Origin of the sequence: Microbacterium sp. JB110, assembly GCF_003335195.1 — a bacterium.
In the GTDB taxonomy this organism is placed as follows: Bacteria; Actinomycetota; Actinomycetes; order Actinomycetales; family Microbacteriaceae; genus Microbacterium.
This window is the reverse complement of record NZ_QPGM01000001.1, coordinates 243,965-261,061: the sequence shown is the minus strand read 5'-3', so window position 1 is coordinate 261,061 and position 17,097 is coordinate 243,965. Positions and strand designations below refer to the sequence as shown.

Genomic DNA, 17,097 nt, shown 5'->3' with positions numbered 1-17,097 from the left:
GCGTCAGCCGATTGCGTCCTCGACGAACAGCACGAGCTCCGCGGCCACGTCGTCGCGCGTCTCCGGTTCGTTGTGCACCTCGTGGCGGAAGCCCGGGTACACGACCGTGCGCACATCGGTGGTTCCGCTGCGCACCAGGCGGTTGGCGACGTGATACGCGCCCTCGCCGAAGTTCGTCACCGGGTCCTGGTCACCCGCGAGGATGAGGACGGGCAGATCGGCGCGGATGGTGTCGTACCACTCCGGCGCGTTGGCCGAGTCGTACAGTCCGGCGAAGCCGCGCAGGAAGCGCACCGACATCGGGGCCCCGAAGTTGTTCAGCGGGTCGATGCCGTGGTCGCGCACGACGTCCGCGTCCCTGGCGACCCAATCGGTGGGGCCGGCGCCGTCGCCGTAGCGATCGAGGAAGCCGTCGAACAGCTGTCCGACCAGCTCCTCCGATGCCGGGGCGTCGTCGCCGTCGGCCGCGACGAGTGCGCCGCGATCCAGCACGTTCTCCATGCCGTGCATCTGCGCGGCGATTCCGCACAGCGCCAGACCGTCGAGCCCGGCGTCCTCCCCCGAGGCGAGCGCTCGAGCGATCATCGAGCCCCACGAGTGGCCGAACACGACGTACGGCAGGTCGGGATGCCGCTCACGGACCAGCCTCTGAAGCGTGCGCTCGTCCTCCACGACGGTCGTTGCGGCATCCGCACCGGCGTCGGCCCACACGCCGGAGAGCATCGCCGTGCGGCCGTGCCCGGCATGGTCGTCCGCAGCGACCACGAAGCCCGCATCGAGCAGCACATCGATGAGCGGCAGGTAGCGCCGGGAATGCTCGCCGAGGCCGTGCACGATCTGCACGATCGCCCTGGCAGGGCGGGTGGGCTCGTAGATCCAGCCCTGAATCGTGTCACGCGCATTGTGCGATGCGAACTCGACCTCGTGAAGTGCCATCACGTCCCCTTCATCCTGCTCCGCCTCGGTGCGAAGTCGTCGCCATGCTACCCACCACCGCACTGGCGAGCGCCCGGATTCGGGCCCCGGATGCACGAACGTGCGCGCCTCGGACGGGCATCCCCCGAAGTGCATGTCCCGTTCACCCGTTCGCCACGCACCAGCGCTACCGTGTGCACAGGATGACGACCGGCGACCCGCAGACTCGGTTCGGCGCGGCCCCTCCCGCTTGGGACACGCGGCCGCTGACCGAAGTCGTCTCGTCCGACACGGCCCGCGAGTACGAGCTCCGGATGCGGGCGGCAGGCGCCCTGCCTCTCGCCGACTCGCGCTCCGGCCGCGCGATTCTGCTGACGGCGCAGATCATCGCGCTCGTGCTGACCACGGTCTTCGCCGTGTACTTCGGCCTGGGTCTGGTCGCCTCGATCGTCTTCGACGACTTGACTGCGGCGCTGTGGAACGGCCTCGTGCTCCTGGGTCTCGTGGTCGCGGCGGTTCTCCTCGTCGCAGCACTGATCCGTCGACGACGCGTCGACGACACCCGCTACCGCCTGGCGAGTTTCGCCCATGTCAATCGACTCTGGTATTCGCCCGCGGCGTCTCCGCCCGTGCCCAGCGCCGTCCTGGCTCATCAGTCGACCGGCGAACTGACCGATCTGTTCAGCACGTCAGTGCCGGTGAACGCGTTCATCGCGAACTGCGCCTTCCGAGATCTCGATGTGCCAGAAGGTGCGCTCCGCGCCTACGGATACGCCGCGGTTCAGCTGCGCAGCGGTCGCAGCCGATTCCTGCTGCGCGTGATCCTGCCGCCCCTCACGAAGGGACGCCTGTCGCTCCCGAGCCGCGCTTGGTCTCGGGTCGATCGCCCTGGTTGGCATCTTCACGGCTATTCGCTCCACCTGCCCTCGGGCACCCGCGATGTCACGGACATCCGATTCCCGCAGGCACTTGCCGCCGTCATCGCTTCCTCACCGTTCCCGATCGAGGCGGTCGAGGTGCACGGCCCGTGGCTGGTCCTCGTCGCCCGCGAGCCGCTCGTGGAAGCCGACCCCGCACGTTGGATGCAGCTGCAGCAACTACTGGCTGTCATCCGGGACCTCGACGACGGACGACGCTGACGAGGCTGTTCGCACGGCGATGACGCGCGATCGCCTCGGCCCTGTCGTGCTCAGATCAATCGGGTCGGCGGCCCGTACGCCGCCACCGCGCTGTCGGCGGTCAGGAGAATGGCGCCCTCCTGTCGCGCCTGCGCAACGAGAATCCGGTCGAACGGGTCGCGGTGCACTGCGGGCAGTTCCGCCACAGCCGCGCCGTGCACGCCGGAGACGGCGAGTTCCTCGTAGCCCGCCTCGAGCAGACCCCGACGGACCACGTGCGCATCGACTCGGAAATCGTCGCGACCCAGGCCCGACTCGATCGCGATCTCCCAGATGCTTGCGGCACTGAACAGCAATGTGTTCGCTCGGTCTTCGATCGTCGCGACTGCGTCAGCGCTCAGCTTGTCGGGCTCGTACGCCGCCCACAGCAGCAGATGAGTATTGAGGAGCAGGATCAACGCGTGCCCTCGAACAGATTCGCGATCTCCTCGTCACCCATCGAATCGAAGTCCGACGGAACCTGCCCCTGTCCCCGCAGGAAGCCCAAGCGCGGCGACACGTCCTCCGCCTCGATGCGCACCAGGCGGACGAGGGGCTTCCCCGCCTTGGCGATCGTGATCGATTCGCCGTCCACGGCCGCGTCGACGAGCCTCGACAGATGCGTCTTCGCCTCGTGCATGTTGACTATCTGCATCGCCGTCCCCTTCTGTGAACTAGTTGACCTTAGTCAATCTGGCACGATGCAGATTCCGATCCTGGACCTGCCATGACATCGAGGGCCGAGATCAGAGCATCTGAGCCTGCACTCGGGCTGGTACCTGCGGACGGCCGCAGGGCGCGGGAATTGATGGCCGCCATTCGGGACCTCGACGATCGACATCTGAACCCCGCGGATACGACACCCAGTCTCCACGCGGCTCGGTCACCCCCTGCCCGGAGTCAGATCGCCCGCCTGGCTTCACCCTCTCAAGTACAGCAATGATCGAGTGACACCAGAGTGGCAGTCATCTTCGAACGGCTGTGTCTGACGACGCATCATCTCATTACTGACCGCCGAACAGTGTCTATGAGCTCGCAGTCGACGAAGCGTGGCGACCGCAGAGCGTTGCCACCGCGCTCCTGCATGTAGTCCGCGTCGAGGCGAGTCGACGGGGAAGGGTGACATTTGCGGATCTGGGTATGTCTCTACGGGGCCTTGACAGCTCCTCGGTCGGCGAGCAGTCTCAACGGAGATCCACCGTGTCCACCTGTGCCGACGGCACCGCCCGTATGAGCCGAGGCGCCCAAGTTCGATGGTCGCGCTGCGATCGAATTCGAGAACGGGTAGGTGAACGGTATGACTGATGCGGAATCCGTTTCGGACTTGCGACGCATCTGGGAGACTGCCGCACCCGGGTGGGCGAAATGGGAGTACGTCTGGGGACGCACGCTCCCCGATGCCACGGAACAGATGATCGAAGCCGCGGGTGTCACGGAGGGCATGCGGGTTCTGGATGTTGCCTGCGGCGCGGGGAGTCAGACGCTGCAGGCAGCCGAACATGTCGGGGGCGAAGGTCATGTCGTCGCGACCGACATCTCGGCCACGATGCTGGAATACGTACGGCGGAGCGCTGCCGAGGCCGGAGCGGAGAACGTCAGTACGCTCGAAGGCGCTGCCGAGGAGCTGGACCTGGCCGGAGGCAGTTTCGATGCGGCGATCTGCCGCCTGGGAGCGATGCTCTTCTCGGCACCGGGGCAGGCGGTCGCGGCCGTCGGCCGCGCGTTGAGGACCGGCGGCCGGTTCGCAGCGCTGGTGTTCACCACCCCGGAGAACAACCCCTTCATGTCGGTGCCGATGGGGCTCTTGCTTCGCCACACGGAGACTCCGCCTCCGGCGCCCGGCACACCGGGTCTGTTCGCATTGGGCAGAGATGGAGTCGTCGATTCCCTGCTGTCAGGAGCAGGGCTCACACAGATGCAGACGACGAAGGTCCGAGCACCGATCCGTTTCGACTCGCTCGACGACGCCGTGATCTTCTTCCAAGAGGCGGCGGGTGCCTACCGGTCTGTCGTCGCGACGCTGAACGAGCCCGAGCAAACGCGAGCCTGGGACGTCGTACGAGAGGGACTGAGCCAGTTCCGCGACGGCGACGGCGTCGGCGGAGAACTCGAGTTCGTCATCGCATCAGGAGCCCGCGCGACATAGGGCCGCTTACCTCGCGAGCAAGGCGACCGTCGCCGGTGCCCGACGGGGCACTCGAATCCAGACGGCAGGGCGAAGGCGCCTGCCGCGTGATTCCTGAGGTCAAGCGGGAAGGGACTGCTCGAGCTCGAGGATTTCGGGCGGTGCGGTCAGGAACTGCGGAAGCTCCTGGAATGCCGCGGCCATATGGACGGACCCACTGTGCGCCTCGAGCGCCGCGCGGCTGGCATAGCGCTCGACCCACACGAAGGTGTGCGGCAGCTGCGGATGGCGGTGCATCACGTAGAGGAGGACATCGGGTTCCTCGCGATGGACGGTTTCCATCACGCCCGTCACAAAGGCGAGGTAATCCTCCTCACGGTCCGGCTTCACCGTCATTGTGACCACCGCCGTCAGCACGCCGGCCGTTCCGTGATCAGCCATTGCCGCATCCCTTCGTGTCGCGCAACCCGCGAGCGAGCTCGGTCGTCGCGTCGTTATAGCCAGCATTCGTCCGCCAGCCTCGGGCCGCAGAAGTCTCCGGCGAAATCCTGAACGCCGTTGAGCTCACGAGAATCCGCTACCCTTCAGAACAGGAGTGTTCTCCTGAAGATGACCCACGTCAAGAGGCGTGCCGAAGAATCGCCACGGCGACAGGCACCGGCCGAGCAGGCTCGGCGGGACATCCTTCATGTCGCGTAGGACTTCGCAACGATCCTCGACGCCATTCCTCGGCCACAGCACGAAAGAAACTTCCCCAGCCCGCGCTCGCCTCGGCCAGCGTGCATCACCAGCTCCGCGGCCTTGAGCCCGTCGCGATGCGACTTCGACACAAAGACGCCAGGCAGCGCATCGTTCTCAACGAGGCACAGCTCCGCGAAGCCGAAGCTAAGTACCTCGCCGGAGCGACGCTCCACGAGGCAGTGGCACCGTACGGGATCAGCCACGTGCGACTCGGCACGCACCTTCGACACCGAGGCAACAAAGTGCGAGGCGGCTCCCCTACCGAAGCTGAGATCGATCAGATGATTCGCCGCTACGAGCGAGGAGAATCTCTAGCAGGTATCGGTCGAGCGCTCGACTACCAACCCGATACCGTCCGCAACCGACTCATGAAGCGCGGGGTACAGAGTCGCGATACGCATGCGCGAACACGGTGAGTCCGCTTACGGCCGAGCCATCAATTCCCGTGGAACCACTGTCGTCGCCCGAATGTACTCGGCCAGTTCAGGCAGGAGCATCCCGGACAGTCGAATCGCTTCGTCGTGCGCTGCTTCGATGCTCCGGCCAGCGCCCGCGCCGAACAACGGCTCGTGGTGCGACGCGCGATTTCGCGCCATGTTGATCACCCCGAGTCAGCGTTCAAGCGCTGCGCGGCTGGTCTTCTTCGGCCATGCACGGTGCAGGTACGGAACCCAGAGCGCCTTCTCGTGCGCGGCGTCCGTGCAGTGCCGCCAGAATCCGAAAGAGAGCTCAGCGATGACCTCACCGGGCTTGGCCGACGACACGCCAACGCATCTACGGATCGCATCACTGACGGTGGTCCTGTTGCGCGCGTTGAGATCGATGCGACGACCACGACGTGTGCGCCACAGCGGCGCGAGCACCGGTGACGCGTCCTCCAGGAGACAATGAGCTTGGCCACGCCAGTGCTTGTTCATCACGCGGTCATAGGCGTTCCGGAGCGCGACCTCGACGTGAGCGACATCACGCATGATCGCTGCCCCGAGCTGCAGATTCCACTCGTACAGAGCGAGCGCGCGCTCGCGGTCCCCACCGACGTCCCGTAGATAGCGCCCGAACCTGGGCTTCGATAGCCAGACATCGATCCACTGCCCACCCACTGGAGACCGGCGCGATGGATCGGAAGGCCGCTGACTACCTCACTGGTTCGGCATGTACGTCAAAGCCCCGGCGAGAGTAACTCTGTTGCCAGAGCCAGCGCTCCACCGGGGCGTCACCAATAGTCTAGCACCGTGCCGCTAGTGCTGTGCCGAGTGAACGCCAAGCTCCTTGAGCGCCTCGAGGAGGTCAGTCTTCCCCTGTTTCTCGATCTGTCGAATTCGCTCTCGGGTCACTCCCATCTCAAAACCGATTGCATCAAGCGTCATGGGCTCGAAGATCGGCTTCCACTCGTCAGCTGATGTCAGCCCATGGCGCATCCGGAGAACACGCTCGCTGCGCTCATCGAGTGTCTGCAACGCCTCATCGACGCGGCACCGGGTCTCCGCCCTGATGCTGGATGAGTCGATGTCCTCAGCGAACTCGTCGATCACGATCCCTCCGAGAGTGGTGAGCTGGGTGTGTCCTGGCTCGATCAGCCACTCGTCGCGGTCGATATCGAGCGGGCGCTGATCGAGGGCGAGCAGGTCTTCAAGCTGCTGCCTGCTCATCTCGAGATCTGCGGCAGCACGGTCGCGAGGGTCGCTGATCTCGGCACAGTTTTCGTGGTCTGTGAGAACCATCTGGGCTCTTCGCAGCTCGTCGGCTTTATGGACGGGGACGCGTATCGTCCGTGAGGTATCCGCTACCGCGCGGGAAATGGCCTGGTTGATCCACCAGGAGGCGTAAGTGGAGAACTTGTACCCCAGTGTGAAGTCCCATCTCTGGACCGCGCGCTCCAGTCCCAGGTTTCCTTCTTGGATCAGGTCGAGCAGCTCCAGCTTCCCCGCACGTCCAGCGCTCTTCTTCGCGATGTTGACCACCAGTCTCAGGTTCGCGTTCGTGAACCGCCGGTGAGCGCTGGCTCCTTGACGCACCAGATGCTCGAGATCGCGCTTCTCTCGCCTGGTGCTATAGCGCACGGATTCCACACGCTCCTTCGCGAGTACACCGACTTCGATCGCTTCGCCGAGGTCCACTTCCTCACGTGCTGAGAGGAGCGTTTGCTTACCGATCTGACGGAGGTACATTTGGGTTGAGTCACGCCCCAGCTGCGCTACGCCGCGCAGCTGTTCCGGAACCTCGCCATCCCATGCCGGAGGCGTCTCTTGAACGGCAGCCTCCTGAGGCTCCTCGGGCTGATCTGCTCTCCCACCCGCAGTTGCACTCGAACCGCCGCGGTCACGGTCCTTGTCAGCACCGCCGAGAACTCGGCCTGGCACACCCGAAGAGTCCTGCACCGGCGTAGGCGTCGTCGCCTTGCGGTACTTCCCGGCGGCTGGCGCTTCGATGGGCTCAGCAGGAGGGGGATTCTCGAGGAATCGGAGGATGTCATCGCGGTCGTCGGGAAGCCCGAACCAGCCGAGTTCGCGCGCGTGTGGCAGGACCTCATTGAGGTGCTCGTCGCCGCTGACCTCCGGGTCCTCGATGGTTCCTCTGGTGTAGAAGACGACGAACTTTCCCGCGCGTCCGTCGGCCTTTCGGCGAATCACCCGGCCGAGTCGTTGGACGAGCTGACGTTTACTGCGGTTCGCTGCCAGCACGATTCCGAGTTCTGCTTCTGGTACGTCGACTCCCTCGTCAAGTACACGAGGCGCTGCGAGAACGGGGAGGTCGCCGCTGCGGAACTGCGCCATCCGCGTCTTTCGGTCAGATCTCCCCATCTCGCTGTATACGGCGGTCGCCGCGATGCCACGCTCGCTCACCACGGCTGCGGCTTCATCAGCGCCGGTCTGCGTCAACGAGAAGATCAGGGAGCTGTTGGCCTGAGCCAACGCAGGCACAAGCTCTGTGAGCCCCGTGATCTTGGCTTGCGTTTGGGCGAGGAGCTTCTGCCGTGATGAGACGGCGCGCATGTACTTGCGCGCCGTGAGGTTCCGAGCATTCGCTGTTTCCTCGGCCGCCCATGATGCAACGATCGCGAGGAAATCTGCAGGTCGCACATCCGTGTAGGGAAGGTACGCGTGCAGAGTCCGGTGCGCCTTCCGAATGTCGCCGGAGAGCGCTTCGTAGCGTGCGGCTTCGTCAGATGAGAGATTGACGCCGACGAGCGCCACGTCGAACGGAGCGATGAGTCGGTCCGCGCGCGCCCTGTCGTACCAGAGCCGGTAGGCGACTCCGCCAAAGTACGGTTCCAAATGAATGAGGTGGGCACCATCCGTGCGCTGGTAAGTCGCGGAGAGTCCCAGTCGCCGCGAGTATCCCTCGTCGAGGATCTTCGAGAACTTCTCCGCCGCCGCCCGATGCACTTCATCGACGATGAGGAGACGGCTGCCATGGCCGGCAAGCTTGTTCACGACGCCGCTCTCGGCGTTTGCCAGGGCGCTTTGCATGGTCGACACGATGACCTCGTGCGTGCGGAAGTCATCACGATATTGATCGCCGAGCCGCCCGACTACGACCCACGGCAGGAGCTTGCGAATCTCTCCAAACCACTGATGAAGCAGCTCGATGGTCGGAACAACCAGGAGCACTTGCCGCCCTTGACGCGTAGCGTCGGAAACAGCGGCGAGTCCGAGGCGGGTCTTACCCGCGCCGGTCACTGCTTCGACGATTCCTCGGTAGTTGTTGCGGCGCCACGCCTCGAATGCATCTTCCTGCCAGGCAAAGAGACTCAGCTGCGGATCTTCCAGCGGGTGCGGCGGCAGAGTTGCTGCTTCTTGGGAGGTGGAGGGCGCGCCGAGAATCGTCTGACTGCCTACGACATCAAGCACGGGCCTAGGTTCCTTCCTCGGACAGGCATCGGGCCGGGAATACTGCCTGGTTGGCTTCATCCTGGCAGTGACCTCAGACATCCGAAGCGCCGAGTGCCTCCTCGCGGGTCACAATATTTCAACGAAGTCTTCTCACTCCGGTCGGAGAGGCGTTGCTCCTGCGGTGCGAGGTGATTGGTGCGGTCTGGATCGCCTCTGAGTGCCGGGCGACACACCATGCCCGTCAGGCTTCTGGGCTCGAACGTATGCGCGCGTACTTCCACGTCTCAGCCTGCATCGCGCTGAGCGGAATGAGGCGATGACCAGCGACCAAGCCCATCCGATGATCACCAGAGGAACAGCGTGGATGAAGGCCTGGAAAGCGAGCTCGCTCACGCGGCTGCTCGGCCAGACCCGCGCGCCATGGTCGATCGAGGTCGCTGACCACGGCATCCGCATCACCGTCAACGGCCAGGCCAGCGAGTATGCCGCACTCGAAGTTCCCGCGCTACACGAGGAGCACGGCGTGATCTGGTCGCGTCATCAGTTCGCCGCGGAGCGACCGAACCAGCTCTGGCTGGCCGACCCTACACCGAGCACAAGGCCGCGGAGGGCAAGCTCTACCTGTGCGCTGTCGAAGCGAGCCAGACCTTCCTGGCCACCAGCCCCAGGCCGTACAACGAAAGAACCTTGCCCCGCAATCAAGCGAGGCAAGGTTCGAACGTTCAACTTTATGTGGACCCAGCGGGACTCGAACCCGCGACCCCCTGCATGCCATGCAGGTGCGCTACCAGCTGCGCCATGGGCCCATATTCGCTCCCCGACTCTCCGGGGCAACTCAATGAGTTTACATCACCGATTTGGGGGAAGCGAAATCATGTCACGCCCCGGGCGTGCCGCCTGCATCCGCTGCCGCGCCTGGCTGTTCCGGCAGTTCGATCGGGATCGACGGGCAGTCCTTCCAGAGCCGCTCGAGCGCGTAGTACGACCGCTCCTCCTCGTGGAAGACGTGCGCGACCACATCGCCGAAGTCGACGAGCACCCAGCGCGACGACTGCCGCCCCTCGCGCCGCAGACGCTTGTGACCCGCCTCGATCATCCGGTCTTCGATCTCGTCGGCGATCGCCGCGACGTTGCGCTCGTTGCGGCCCGTGACGATCAGGAACACGTCCACCAGCGGCATCGGCGCAGATACGTCGAGGGCGACGAGGTCGGTGCCGCCCTTGGCGTCAGCTGCTGCGGCCGCGACCTGCAGCATGTCAAGCGTTTCAGCGGAGGGCATCTATAGGGTCTCCCAGACGTTGTTCGTGCAGGGCGGCTGGAGCCGCCTCGGTCAATTGAGTGCGCCGGTGGCGAAGACGTACACGACCACGCCGATCAGGGCGACGCCGAGCACACCGGCGGTGATGCCCAGTGCGAGCATCAGCCCGTGATTCTTCTCCGGCGAGGGTGGCCGGATGACCTCACCCGGTGCTTTCGAAGTGCTCACAGCGCTCGACGCCGAGATCGGCGTCGGCGACGAGTGCTGCGGGATCTCGCCGTCGATCAGAACGTCGTCGACGTCCTTACCGTCGGTGGTGCCCTTCGCCGCGCCGTGGGTGCCGATTCCGTCCGGCAACGTGTGCGAGCTGGTCAGGATCAGTTCGCCCGTCGCGGTGATCGGTGCGTTCAGCGCAGCCGCGCCCGGCATGTCCTTCAGGATGAGGGCGGAGGCGTTGCCGGATGTCGAACCGCTCGACTCGAGAGAATGCTGGAACGCCTCCGCGGCAAGCTCGCTCGTGTCGCTTCCGGATGCCGCTGGCTCGTCTTGAGACTGGGCAGCTCCGTCGTGCGGGGCCGCCTCCGCTTCGTCGGCAAGCGCGTTCTCGCGTTCCTTCGCCTCTCGGCGCTCGGCCGCCTCACGCTCTGCCTGCTCGCGCTCGGCGCGCTGACGCTCCTCGGCCTGGCGGAAGACCGCAGCGCCGAAGCTCGCTCCCACCTGGGGCCGCTCCTCGTGCGCAGCATCCGGTGAGCCTTCTGCCGCGTCCTCGGTCTGTGAACCTTCGAAGCCGACGGGGAGCTTCGTCTCGTCGGCATGCTCTGCCGCGGGGGGATCCGACGTCGCTGCGTCGCTGTCGGTGCCGGATGCGACCGGCGCTGCGACATGCTCGGCCTCGGGTGCGGAATCCGACGTCCCCTCCGACGCACCCTCAGCGTCCGCCTCACGATCGGCGGCGTCATCGGCCTGCTCGGCGGGCTCCGATTCGACCACGTCGATCTGGCTCGTGCGCAGGCGATGCATCCGCATCTCCTTGCGCGTCAGAGGTTTCGGATCCTCTTCTGGCTCGGGCTCTGCTGCGGGCTCGACCTCCGCCTCGGCAGCCGGAGCGTCCTCACTCGACGCGCCCGCCTCATCCGGAGCGGCCGCATCGGACGCGTGCTCGTCGCCCGCCGCCGTGTCTGCTTGTTCCTGCTGCGGCGCCGCAGCGTCGTCCGTCGATTCCTCGTCGACGATCGGCAGTTGGCCGGTACGGCGCAACTCCTTCAGCTGACGCCTGGTCAGCGGCTCTTCTGGGGTGCTCATGCTGCCTTGCTCCGATACAGATGATGCTTCGCGATGTACTGCACGACGCCGTCGGGAACGAGATACCACACGGGATACCCGCGTTCGACGCGGTCACGGCAGTCCGTCGATGAGATCGCCAGCGCGGGAATCTCCAGCAGGCTCACGTCCGTGGTGGGAAGCCGTTCGATGTCGAGTGCGTGCCCCGGCCTGGTGACGGCGACGAAATGGGCGAGATCCCACAGCTCGTCGGCGTCACGCCATCCCATGATCTGCTCGATCGCGTCGGCGCCCGTGATGAAGAACAGCTCCGCATCCGGACGCTCCCTGCGCAGGTCGCGCAGGGTGTCCACCGTGTAGGTCGCGGTCCTGCGGTCGATGTCGACACGGCTCACCGTGAAGCGTGGGTTCGACGCCGTCGCAATGACCGTCATCTCGTACCGCGATTCCGCCAGAGACACCGCAGGTTTGTGCGACGGCTGGCCCGTGGGGACGAAGACCACCTCATCGAGCCCGAACGACTCAGCCGCCTCACTGGCGGCGACGAGGTGGCCATGATGGATCGGGTCGAAGGTGCCGCCCATCACCCCGATCCGCGGTGCGCGAGTCTGCTCAGTCACGAAAAGTGGCCTAGTGGCCGTGCCCCGCCTTGTGCGACGACGGCTCGTGCGCGCGCTCGACCTTGTCGGCGTGGCGGTTGGCGACGTTGCGGTACGAGAACGTCACGAGCCCGAGCAGGGCGAACACCACAGCGGCGATGATGCCGTACGGCAGTGTCTCGAGCGCGACGTTCCCGTGGTGCTCCTCAGCAGCCGCCACGAGCGCGGAGATGAAGGTCATCCTGACTCCGTTCAGTACTTTTCGTTCAGTTTATCGCGCCCCGACCTTATCCTCGGCCGAGAGCCCGGAGCGTCGCGACGCTGGTGCTATTCGCGGACCTGGCCGGAGCCGCGTACGAGCCATTTGGTGCTCGTCAGCTCGCTCAGCCCCATGGGGCCTCGCGCGTGCAGTTTCTGTGTCGACACGCCCACTTCGGCACCGAACCCGAACTCGCCTCCGTCGGTGAATCGAGTCGATGCGTTCACCATCACCACGGCCGAATCGACTTCGGCGAGGAAGCGGTCGGCACGGCGGGTGTCGGTCGTCACAATCGACTCGGTGTGTCCGGTCGAATATCTCCGAATGTGCTCGATCGCGTCGTCGAGCGAATCGACCACGCCCATCGCGACGTCGAGGCTGAGGTACTCAGCGGCCCAGTCCTCCTCCGCTGCGGGAACCACGCCGCCGGCGAGCGAGCGCACGCGGTCGTCGCCGTGCACCGTGACGCCGTTCTCCTGCAGCGCCGCGACGATCGGCCCGATCAGTCGCTCCGCGGCGCCGCGGTGCACGAGCACCGTCTCGGCCGCATTGCAGACGCTCGGGCGCTGGACCTTGGCGTTCACGACGATGTCGCGCGCCCAGTCATCCGGCGCCGATTCATCGAGCACGACGTGCACGACGCCCGATCCGGTTTCGATCACGGGAACGGTCGACTCCGTCACGACTGTCCGGATGAGTCCCGCGCTGCCGCGCGGGACGAGCACGTCCACGAACCCACGACCGTTCATCAGAGCGGCTGTGCCGTCGCGGCCGAAGTCGTCGACGCTCTGGATCGCATCCGCAGCGATGCCGCTGCCTGCGAGAACAGATCGCATCTCCTGCACGAGCACGGCGTTCGTGCTCCTGGCGGCGCTGCCACCGTAGAGAACGGCGGCGTTGCCCGAGCGCAGGGCAAGCGCGGCGATGTCGACGGTCACGTTCGGGCGCGCCTCGTAGATGGCGCCGACGACCCCGAACGGCACTCGCACCTGCTCGATCTGCACGCCGTTGGGCAGTCTGTGCCCGCGCAGCACCTGGCCGACGGGATCCGGGAGCGCGGCGATCTCGCGCAGCGATGCCGCAAGCCCCGCGATGCGCGCCGTGTCGAGGCGCAGGCGGTCGAGCAGCGCGGTGCTGAGCCCCTCGCGCTCGCCTCGGGAGAGATCGTCGGCATTGGCATCGACGATGCGGGATTCGGCAGCGATGAGCGCATCGGCGATCGCGTGCAGGACCCGCGTCTTGCCGTCGCTGGTGAGCCGAGCGGCCTCGCGCGAAGCATCCTTCGCCGCGGCGAGCCGTGCCTGTGGGGTCTCGCCCTGCCCGGTCGCCTGCTCGATGGTGCCTGTCACCGCTGTGCTCACCTGCGTCGCCTCGTCTCGTCTTCTCGCGCTACTCGGCCAGTGTATCGAGCGCGCCGGTGGTTGCGACTCGCTCGAGGTCGGCCGGCTCGAACCACGTGCCGACCTGCTCTCCCCGGAGGGCGGACCATGCCAGGTCGGCTCCGGTCACGAGCACGCCGATACCGGCCGCGGCGGCGTGAAGCGCTGCGGATGCCTTCGTCGCCGCTCCCCCGGTGCCCACACTGTTGACGACCGTCGCGCCGAACTCGAGTCCGGCGAGGTCCTGACCGAACGCCACGGTCTCGAGTCGCTCTGCTCCCGGCTCGGCCGGCGGCTTCGTGTAGAGCGAGTCGATGTCGCTGAGCAGCACGAGCGCGTCGGCGCCGACCATCCGTGCGACGAGAGCCGCAAGACGGTCGTTGTCGCCGAACCGGATCTCGTGAGTTGCGACCGTGTCGTTCTCATTGATGATGGGAAGCACCCGCAGGCCGAGCAGTCTGTCGATCGCACGACGTGCGTTGCTGCGGGCTGTCGCATCCTCGAGGTCACGCGAGGTGAGCAGCACCTGCGCGGCGACGATGTCGAACGGACGCAGCGCATCCTGGTAGCGGTAGACGAGCACGTTCTGCCCGACAGCCGCCGCTGCCTGCTGCGTGGCGAGGTCGGTCGGCCGCGAGTCGATGTCGAGGAACGGCATGCCGGTGGCGATCGCGCCGGAGGAGACCAGCAGCACCTCGGTTCCGCGCTCGTACGCATCGACCAGCGCCGCGACGATCATCGGGATGCGCCGCTTGGCCTCTCCACTGATCGATGACGAGCCGACTTTGATGACGATGCGCTTCGCCCCGACCAGGTCGGCGCGGGTGCGAGCGCTCACGCGTCGTCCTCGCTCTCGCGCGTGTCCCCCGACTCCCATTCGCCGCGGCTCGACAGTCTCCGCTGCTCCTCGTCGTCGCGCTCGATGGAACGCGCATCCATGAGTCGGTGGTACTCCTCGCGACGCTCGTTCGTCGTGCGGCGCCCCTCGCCTCCGCTGAAGCGCATGTCGGTTCCGCGCGGCGAGGGTGTCAGTTCCGCTGCCGACGAGATCGTCGGTTCCCAGTCGAACACGACGCTGTCGTCGCCTGTGCCGATGGTGACGGTCGATCCGGCCACCGCGCCGAGGCGGTAGAGCTCGTTCTCGACGCCGAGCTTCTCGAGCCTGTCGCCGAGGTAGCCGACGGCCTCTTCGTTCTGGAAGTCGGTCTGCTGCATCCAGCGCAGCGGCTTGTCGCCGAGGATGCGGTACACCTTGCCGTACGTGCCGCCCTCGACCCGGATCTCGAAGTCGCGTTCTGAGCCCTTCGGGCGGATGACGATGCGCTCAGGCGCCTCCTCGACCGGAGCAGCCGCGCGATGCTCTTCGATCAGCTGACCCAGCGCGAACGTGAGCTCGCGCAGACCGCTGTGCGCCACAGCCGAGACCTCGAAGACTCGGTAACCGAGCGCCTCGATGTCGCCGCGCACGAACTCCGCGAGCTCGCGCGCCTCCGGCACGTCAACCTTGTTCAGCACCACGACCTGCGGCCGGTCCAGCAGCGGCGTCTGCCCCTCCGGCACGTCGTAGGAGGAGAGCTCCGCCCTGATCGTCTCGAGATCCGTGAGCGGGTCGCGCCCCGGATCGAGCGTGGCGCAGTCCAGCACGTGCACGAGCGCCGTGCAGCGCTCGACGTGGCGGAGGAACTCGAGGCCGAGCCCTCGCCCCTGGCTCGCTCCCTCGATCAGGCCTGGTACGTCCGCGACCGTGTACCGCATATCGCCGGCCTGCACGACGCCGAGGTTGGGCTGCAGCGTCGTGAAGGGGTACTCCGCGATCTTCGGACGCGCAGCCGACGCCGCCGCGATCAGACTCGACTTGCCCGCAGAGGGGAACCCCACCAGGGCGACGTCGGCGACCGTCTTCAGCTCGAGGACGACGTCACCCGTCCACCCCGGCGTGCCGAGCAGGGCGAATCCGGGCGCCTTGCGCTTGGGAGACGACAGCGCGGCGTTGCCCAGACCACCGCGCCCGCCTGGGGCGGCGATGAACCGCATGCCGGGGTGCACCATGTCGACGAGCACCTCGCCGGACGGATCCTTCACGACAGTGCCGATCGGAACCAGGAGTTCGAGGTCCTCACCCTGGTATCCAGAGCGCATGTCGCCGGCGCCTTCTCCGCCCTTGACGGACTTCCGGTGCGGCGAGTGGTGGTAGTTCAGCAGAGTTGTGGTCTGCGGGTCGGCGACCAGAACGATGTCGCCGCCGTCACCGCCGTTCGCGCCGTCCGGCCCGCCGAGCGGCTTGAACTTCTCGCGCTTCACGGAGATGCAGCCGTTGCCGCCTCGCCCCGCCTGCAGGTGCAGCGTCACCTCGTCGACGAACGTGACCATGGTGCCTCACTAGCGTTGATGCCGTGCCCGGATACTCCATCCGGAAAAAGAAGGAACGGGGCGAGCCGAAGCCCGCCCCGTTCCGAAAGCTATCGCGTCGTGCGACCGTTCAGGCTGCGACGACGTTGACGACCTTGCGGCCGCCCTTGTGACCGAACTCCACGGCGCCCGTCTCGAGAGCGAACAACGTGTCGTCCTTGCCGCGGCCGACGTTGACGCCGGGGTGGAACTTGGTGCCGCGCTGGCGGACGAGGATCTCGCCTGCGTTGACCTCCTGACCACCGAAGCGCTTGACTCCGAGGTACTGGGGGTTGGAATCGCGACCGTTACGGGATGAGCTTGCGCCCTTCTTATGTGCCATTTCGAGCCTTCCGCGCTTACTTGATACCGGTGATCTTGACGCGCGTGAGGTCCTGACGGTGCCCCTGGCGCTTCTTGTAACCGGTCTTGTTCTTGAACTTCTGGATGACGATCTTCGGGCCGCGCAGATCCTTGACGATCTCGGCGGTGACCTTGATCTTCGCCAGCTTGTCTGCGTCGCTCGTCACGGTCTCGCCGTCCACGAACAGCACGGCGGGGAGCTCGATGGTCTCGCCCTGTGCCGCCTGGACACGGTTCAGCTGAATCACCGAGCCGACCTCGACCTTCTCCTGTCGGCCACTGGCGCGCACAATTGCGTATACCACTTCATACCTGTTTCATCGGGGAGCTCATGGCTCCGAAATCACACGGGAGGACTGCGGCCTGCTGCTGACGCAGGCTCCGGGGCGCGGACTCGGGCTGCTCAACTGAGGCCCTCGGGAGGAAACACCTCACGCACCAACGGTTAACTTTACCGGATGACGGCGATTCAGGCAAAGCGCGCCACCCGCGTGTCTGGTCGTAGGCTCGAATCATGAGTGTGCTGATCGACAAACCGATGTGGCCGGCGCACGGGCGGCTCTGGGCGCACCTCGTCAGCGACGCCTCCCTCGACGAGCTGCACACCTTCGCCGCTGACCATGGCTTGCACCCGCGCAGCTTCGACCTTGACCACTACGACGTCCCCGAGGAGATCGTCGATCGCCTCATCGCCGCCGGAGCCGAGCCCGTCACCGGCCGCGACCTGGTCCGCCGCCTCGCGGCATCCGGTCTCCGTGTGCGCCAGCGCGACCGCCCCTGACGCCCATTTCTTCATTTC

General features: G+C 66.1%; 18 protein-coding genes and 1 tRNA gene. 3 read left to right on the top strand and 16 right to left on the bottom strand.

All coding sequences use genetic code 11. The features are described from left to right. Window positions 1-3: 3 nt before the first annotated feature. Window positions 4-936, bottom strand: a complete 933-nt coding sequence (locus tag CIK77_RS01215) for an alpha/beta fold hydrolase (RefSeq protein WP_087055507.1) — start codon at window positions 934-936, stop codon at window positions 4-6. Between the two features lie 182 nt (window positions 937-1,118). Here CIK77_RS01215 and CIK77_RS01210 point away from each other — a divergent pair, with 182 nt between their 5' ends. Continuing rightward, the gene (locus CIK77_RS01210) at window positions 1,119-2,054 is read left to right on the top strand and encodes a hypothetical protein (RefSeq protein WP_087055508.1); all 936 of its coding nucleotides are present in this window, start codon (window positions 1,119-1,121) and stop codon (window positions 2,052-2,054) included. Window positions 2,055-2,104: 50 nt separating this feature from the next. Here the strand turns inward: CIK77_RS01210 and CIK77_RS01205 are convergent, their stop codons facing one another. Together CIK77_RS01205 and CIK77_RS01200 are read right to left on the bottom strand one after the other, a co-directional pair. Then, window positions 2,105-2,491 carry a type II toxin-antitoxin system VapC family toxin gene (locus tag CIK77_RS01205; RefSeq protein ID WP_087055509.1) on the bottom strand — a complete coding sequence of 129 codons (387 nt, stop codon included), beginning with the start codon at window positions 2,489-2,491 and terminating at the stop codon, window positions 2,105-2,107. Beyond that, entirely contained in the window at window positions 2,488-2,727 is a 240-nt protein-coding gene (locus tag CIK77_RS01200) for a type II toxin-antitoxin system Phd/YefM family antitoxin (protein WP_087055510.1), read from the bottom strand. Before CIK77_RS01200 ends, CIK77_RS01205 begins: the two co-directional genes overlap by 4 nt. 642 nt (window positions 2,728-3,369) lie before the next feature. On the opposite strand from CIK77_RS01200, the gene CIK77_RS01195 reads away from it, so the two are divergent. Beyond that, entirely contained in the window at window positions 3,370-4,218 is an 849-nt protein-coding gene (locus CIK77_RS01195) for a class I SAM-dependent methyltransferase (RefSeq protein WP_087055511.1), read from the top strand. A 99-nt stretch (window positions 4,219-4,317) separates the two neighbouring features. Here CIK77_RS01195 and CIK77_RS01190 read toward each other — a convergent pair whose 3' ends face one another. The 13 genes from CIK77_RS01190 to rplU form a co-directional block, all read right to left on the bottom strand. Further along, window positions 4,318-4,638, bottom strand: a complete 321-nt coding sequence (locus CIK77_RS01190; protein ID WP_170934178.1) for a putative quinol monooxygenase — start codon at window positions 4,636-4,638, stop codon at window positions 4,318-4,320. Between the two features lie 911 nt (window positions 4,639-5,549). After that, window positions 5,550-6,038 (bottom strand): hypothetical protein, encoded by a 489-nt coding sequence (locus tag CIK77_RS01180; protein WP_212647501.1) that lies wholly within the window; start codon window positions 6,036-6,038, stop codon window positions 5,550-5,552. A 138-nt stretch (window positions 6,039-6,176) separates the two neighbouring features. Then, on the bottom strand, window positions 6,177-8,789 hold the full coding sequence (locus CIK77_RS01175; RefSeq protein WP_170934179.1) for a sigma-70 family RNA polymerase sigma factor: 2,613 nt from the start codon (window positions 8,787-8,789) through the stop codon (window positions 6,177-6,179). 715 nt (window positions 8,790-9,504) lie between these two features. Next, window positions 9,505-9,577 (bottom strand) — tRNA-Ala (locus tag CIK77_RS01170). Between the two features lie 71 nt (window positions 9,578-9,648). Beyond that, window positions 9,649-10,050, bottom strand: a complete 402-nt coding sequence (gene rsfS / locus CIK77_RS01165; protein ID WP_087055515.1) for a ribosome silencing factor — start codon at window positions 10,048-10,050, stop codon at window positions 9,649-9,651. Between the two features lie 51 nt (window positions 10,051-10,101). Beyond that, window positions 10,102-11,331, bottom strand: coding sequence for a hypothetical protein (locus CIK77_RS01160; protein WP_087055516.1), 1,230 nt, complete (start codon window positions 11,329-11,331; stop codon window positions 10,102-10,104). Next, window positions 11,328-11,930 (bottom strand): nicotinate-nucleotide adenylyltransferase, encoded by a 603-nt coding sequence (gene nadD / locus CIK77_RS01155; RefSeq protein ID WP_258861433.1) that lies wholly within the window; start codon window positions 11,928-11,930, stop codon window positions 11,328-11,330. The genes CIK77_RS01160 and nadD overlap by 4 nt, the downstream gene beginning before the upstream one ends. A gap of 10 nt (window positions 11,931-11,940) precedes the next feature. Then, window positions 11,941-12,150 (bottom strand): hypothetical protein, encoded by a 210-nt coding sequence (locus tag CIK77_RS01150; RefSeq protein WP_087055518.1) that lies wholly within the window; start codon window positions 12,148-12,150, stop codon window positions 11,941-11,943. An 86-nt stretch (window positions 12,151-12,236) separates the two neighbouring features. Further along, entirely contained in the window at window positions 12,237-13,505 is a 1,269-nt protein-coding gene (locus CIK77_RS01145) for a glutamate-5-semialdehyde dehydrogenase (protein ID WP_087055741.1), read from the bottom strand. Between the two features lie 52 nt (window positions 13,506-13,557). Further along, complete coding sequence (proB, locus tag CIK77_RS01140) at window positions 13,558-14,385, bottom strand: glutamate 5-kinase (protein WP_087055519.1); 828 nt, start codon at window positions 14,383-14,385, stop codon at window positions 13,558-13,560. Next, complete coding sequence (gene obgE, locus CIK77_RS01135) at window positions 14,382-15,917, bottom strand: GTPase ObgE (RefSeq protein WP_087055520.1); 1,536 nt, start codon at window positions 15,915-15,917, stop codon at window positions 14,382-14,384. The genes proB and obgE overlap by 4 nt, the downstream gene beginning before the upstream one ends. A 109-nt stretch (window positions 15,918-16,026) precedes the next feature. Then, window positions 16,027-16,278: a 50S ribosomal protein L27 gene (gene rpmA / locus CIK77_RS01130; RefSeq protein ID WP_087055521.1), complete on the bottom strand. Its 252-nt coding sequence runs from the start codon at window positions 16,276-16,278 to the stop codon at window positions 16,027-16,029. Between the two features lie 16 nt (window positions 16,279-16,294). After that, window positions 16,295-16,603 (bottom strand): 50S ribosomal protein L21, encoded by a 309-nt coding sequence (rplU, locus tag CIK77_RS01125; protein ID WP_087055522.1) that lies wholly within the window; start codon window positions 16,601-16,603, stop codon window positions 16,295-16,297. 209 nt (window positions 16,604-16,812) lie between these two features. Between rplU and CIK77_RS01120 the strand changes: the two genes are divergently transcribed. Then, window positions 16,813-17,079 carry a DUF4031 domain-containing protein gene (locus CIK77_RS01120; protein WP_087055523.1) on the top strand — a complete coding sequence of 89 codons (267 nt, stop codon included), beginning with the start codon at window positions 16,813-16,815 and terminating at the stop codon, window positions 17,077-17,079. Window positions 17,080-17,097: the final 18 nt, after the last annotated feature.

Coding starts and splice junctions, on each gene's coding strand:
- CIK77_RS01190 (WP_170934178.1), bottom strand. CDS start 4,638: ATGGCTGATCACGGAACGGCCGGCGTGCTGACGGCGGTGGTCACAATG.
- CIK77_RS01200 (WP_087055510.1), bottom strand. CDS start 2,727: ATGCAGATAGTCAACATGCACGAGGCGAAGACGCATCTGTCGAGGCTC.
- CIK77_RS01160 (WP_087055516.1), bottom strand. CDS start 11,331: ATGAGCACCCCAGAAGAGCCGCTGACCAGGCGTCAGCTGAAGGAGTTG.
- CIK77_RS01210 (WP_087055508.1), top strand. CDS start 1,119: ATGACGACCGGCGACCCGCAGACTCGGTTCGGCGCGGCCCCTCCCGCT.
- CIK77_RS01120 (WP_087055523.1), top strand. CDS start 16,813: ATGAGTGTGCTGATCGACAAACCGATGTGGCCGGCGCACGGGCGGCTC.
- rsfS (WP_087055515.1), bottom strand. CDS start 10,050: ATGCCCTCCGCTGAAACGCTTGACATGCTGCAGGTCGCGGCCGCAGCA.
- obgE (WP_087055520.1), bottom strand. CDS start 15,917: ATGGTCACGTTCGTCGACGAGGTGACGCTGCACCTGCAGGCGGGGCGA.
- rpmA (WP_087055521.1), bottom strand. CDS start 16,278: ATGGCACATAAGAAGGGCGCAAGCTCATCCCGTAACGGTCGCGATTCC.
- CIK77_RS01215 (WP_087055507.1), bottom strand. CDS start 936: ATGGCACTTCACGAGGTCGAGTTCGCATCGCACAATGCGCGTGACACG.
- CIK77_RS01195 (WP_087055511.1), top strand. CDS start 3,370: ATGACTGATGCGGAATCCGTTTCGGACTTGCGACGCATCTGGGAGACT.
- CIK77_RS01150 (WP_087055518.1), bottom strand. CDS start 12,150: ATGACCTTCATCTCCGCGCTCGTGGCGGCTGCTGAGGAGCACCACGGG.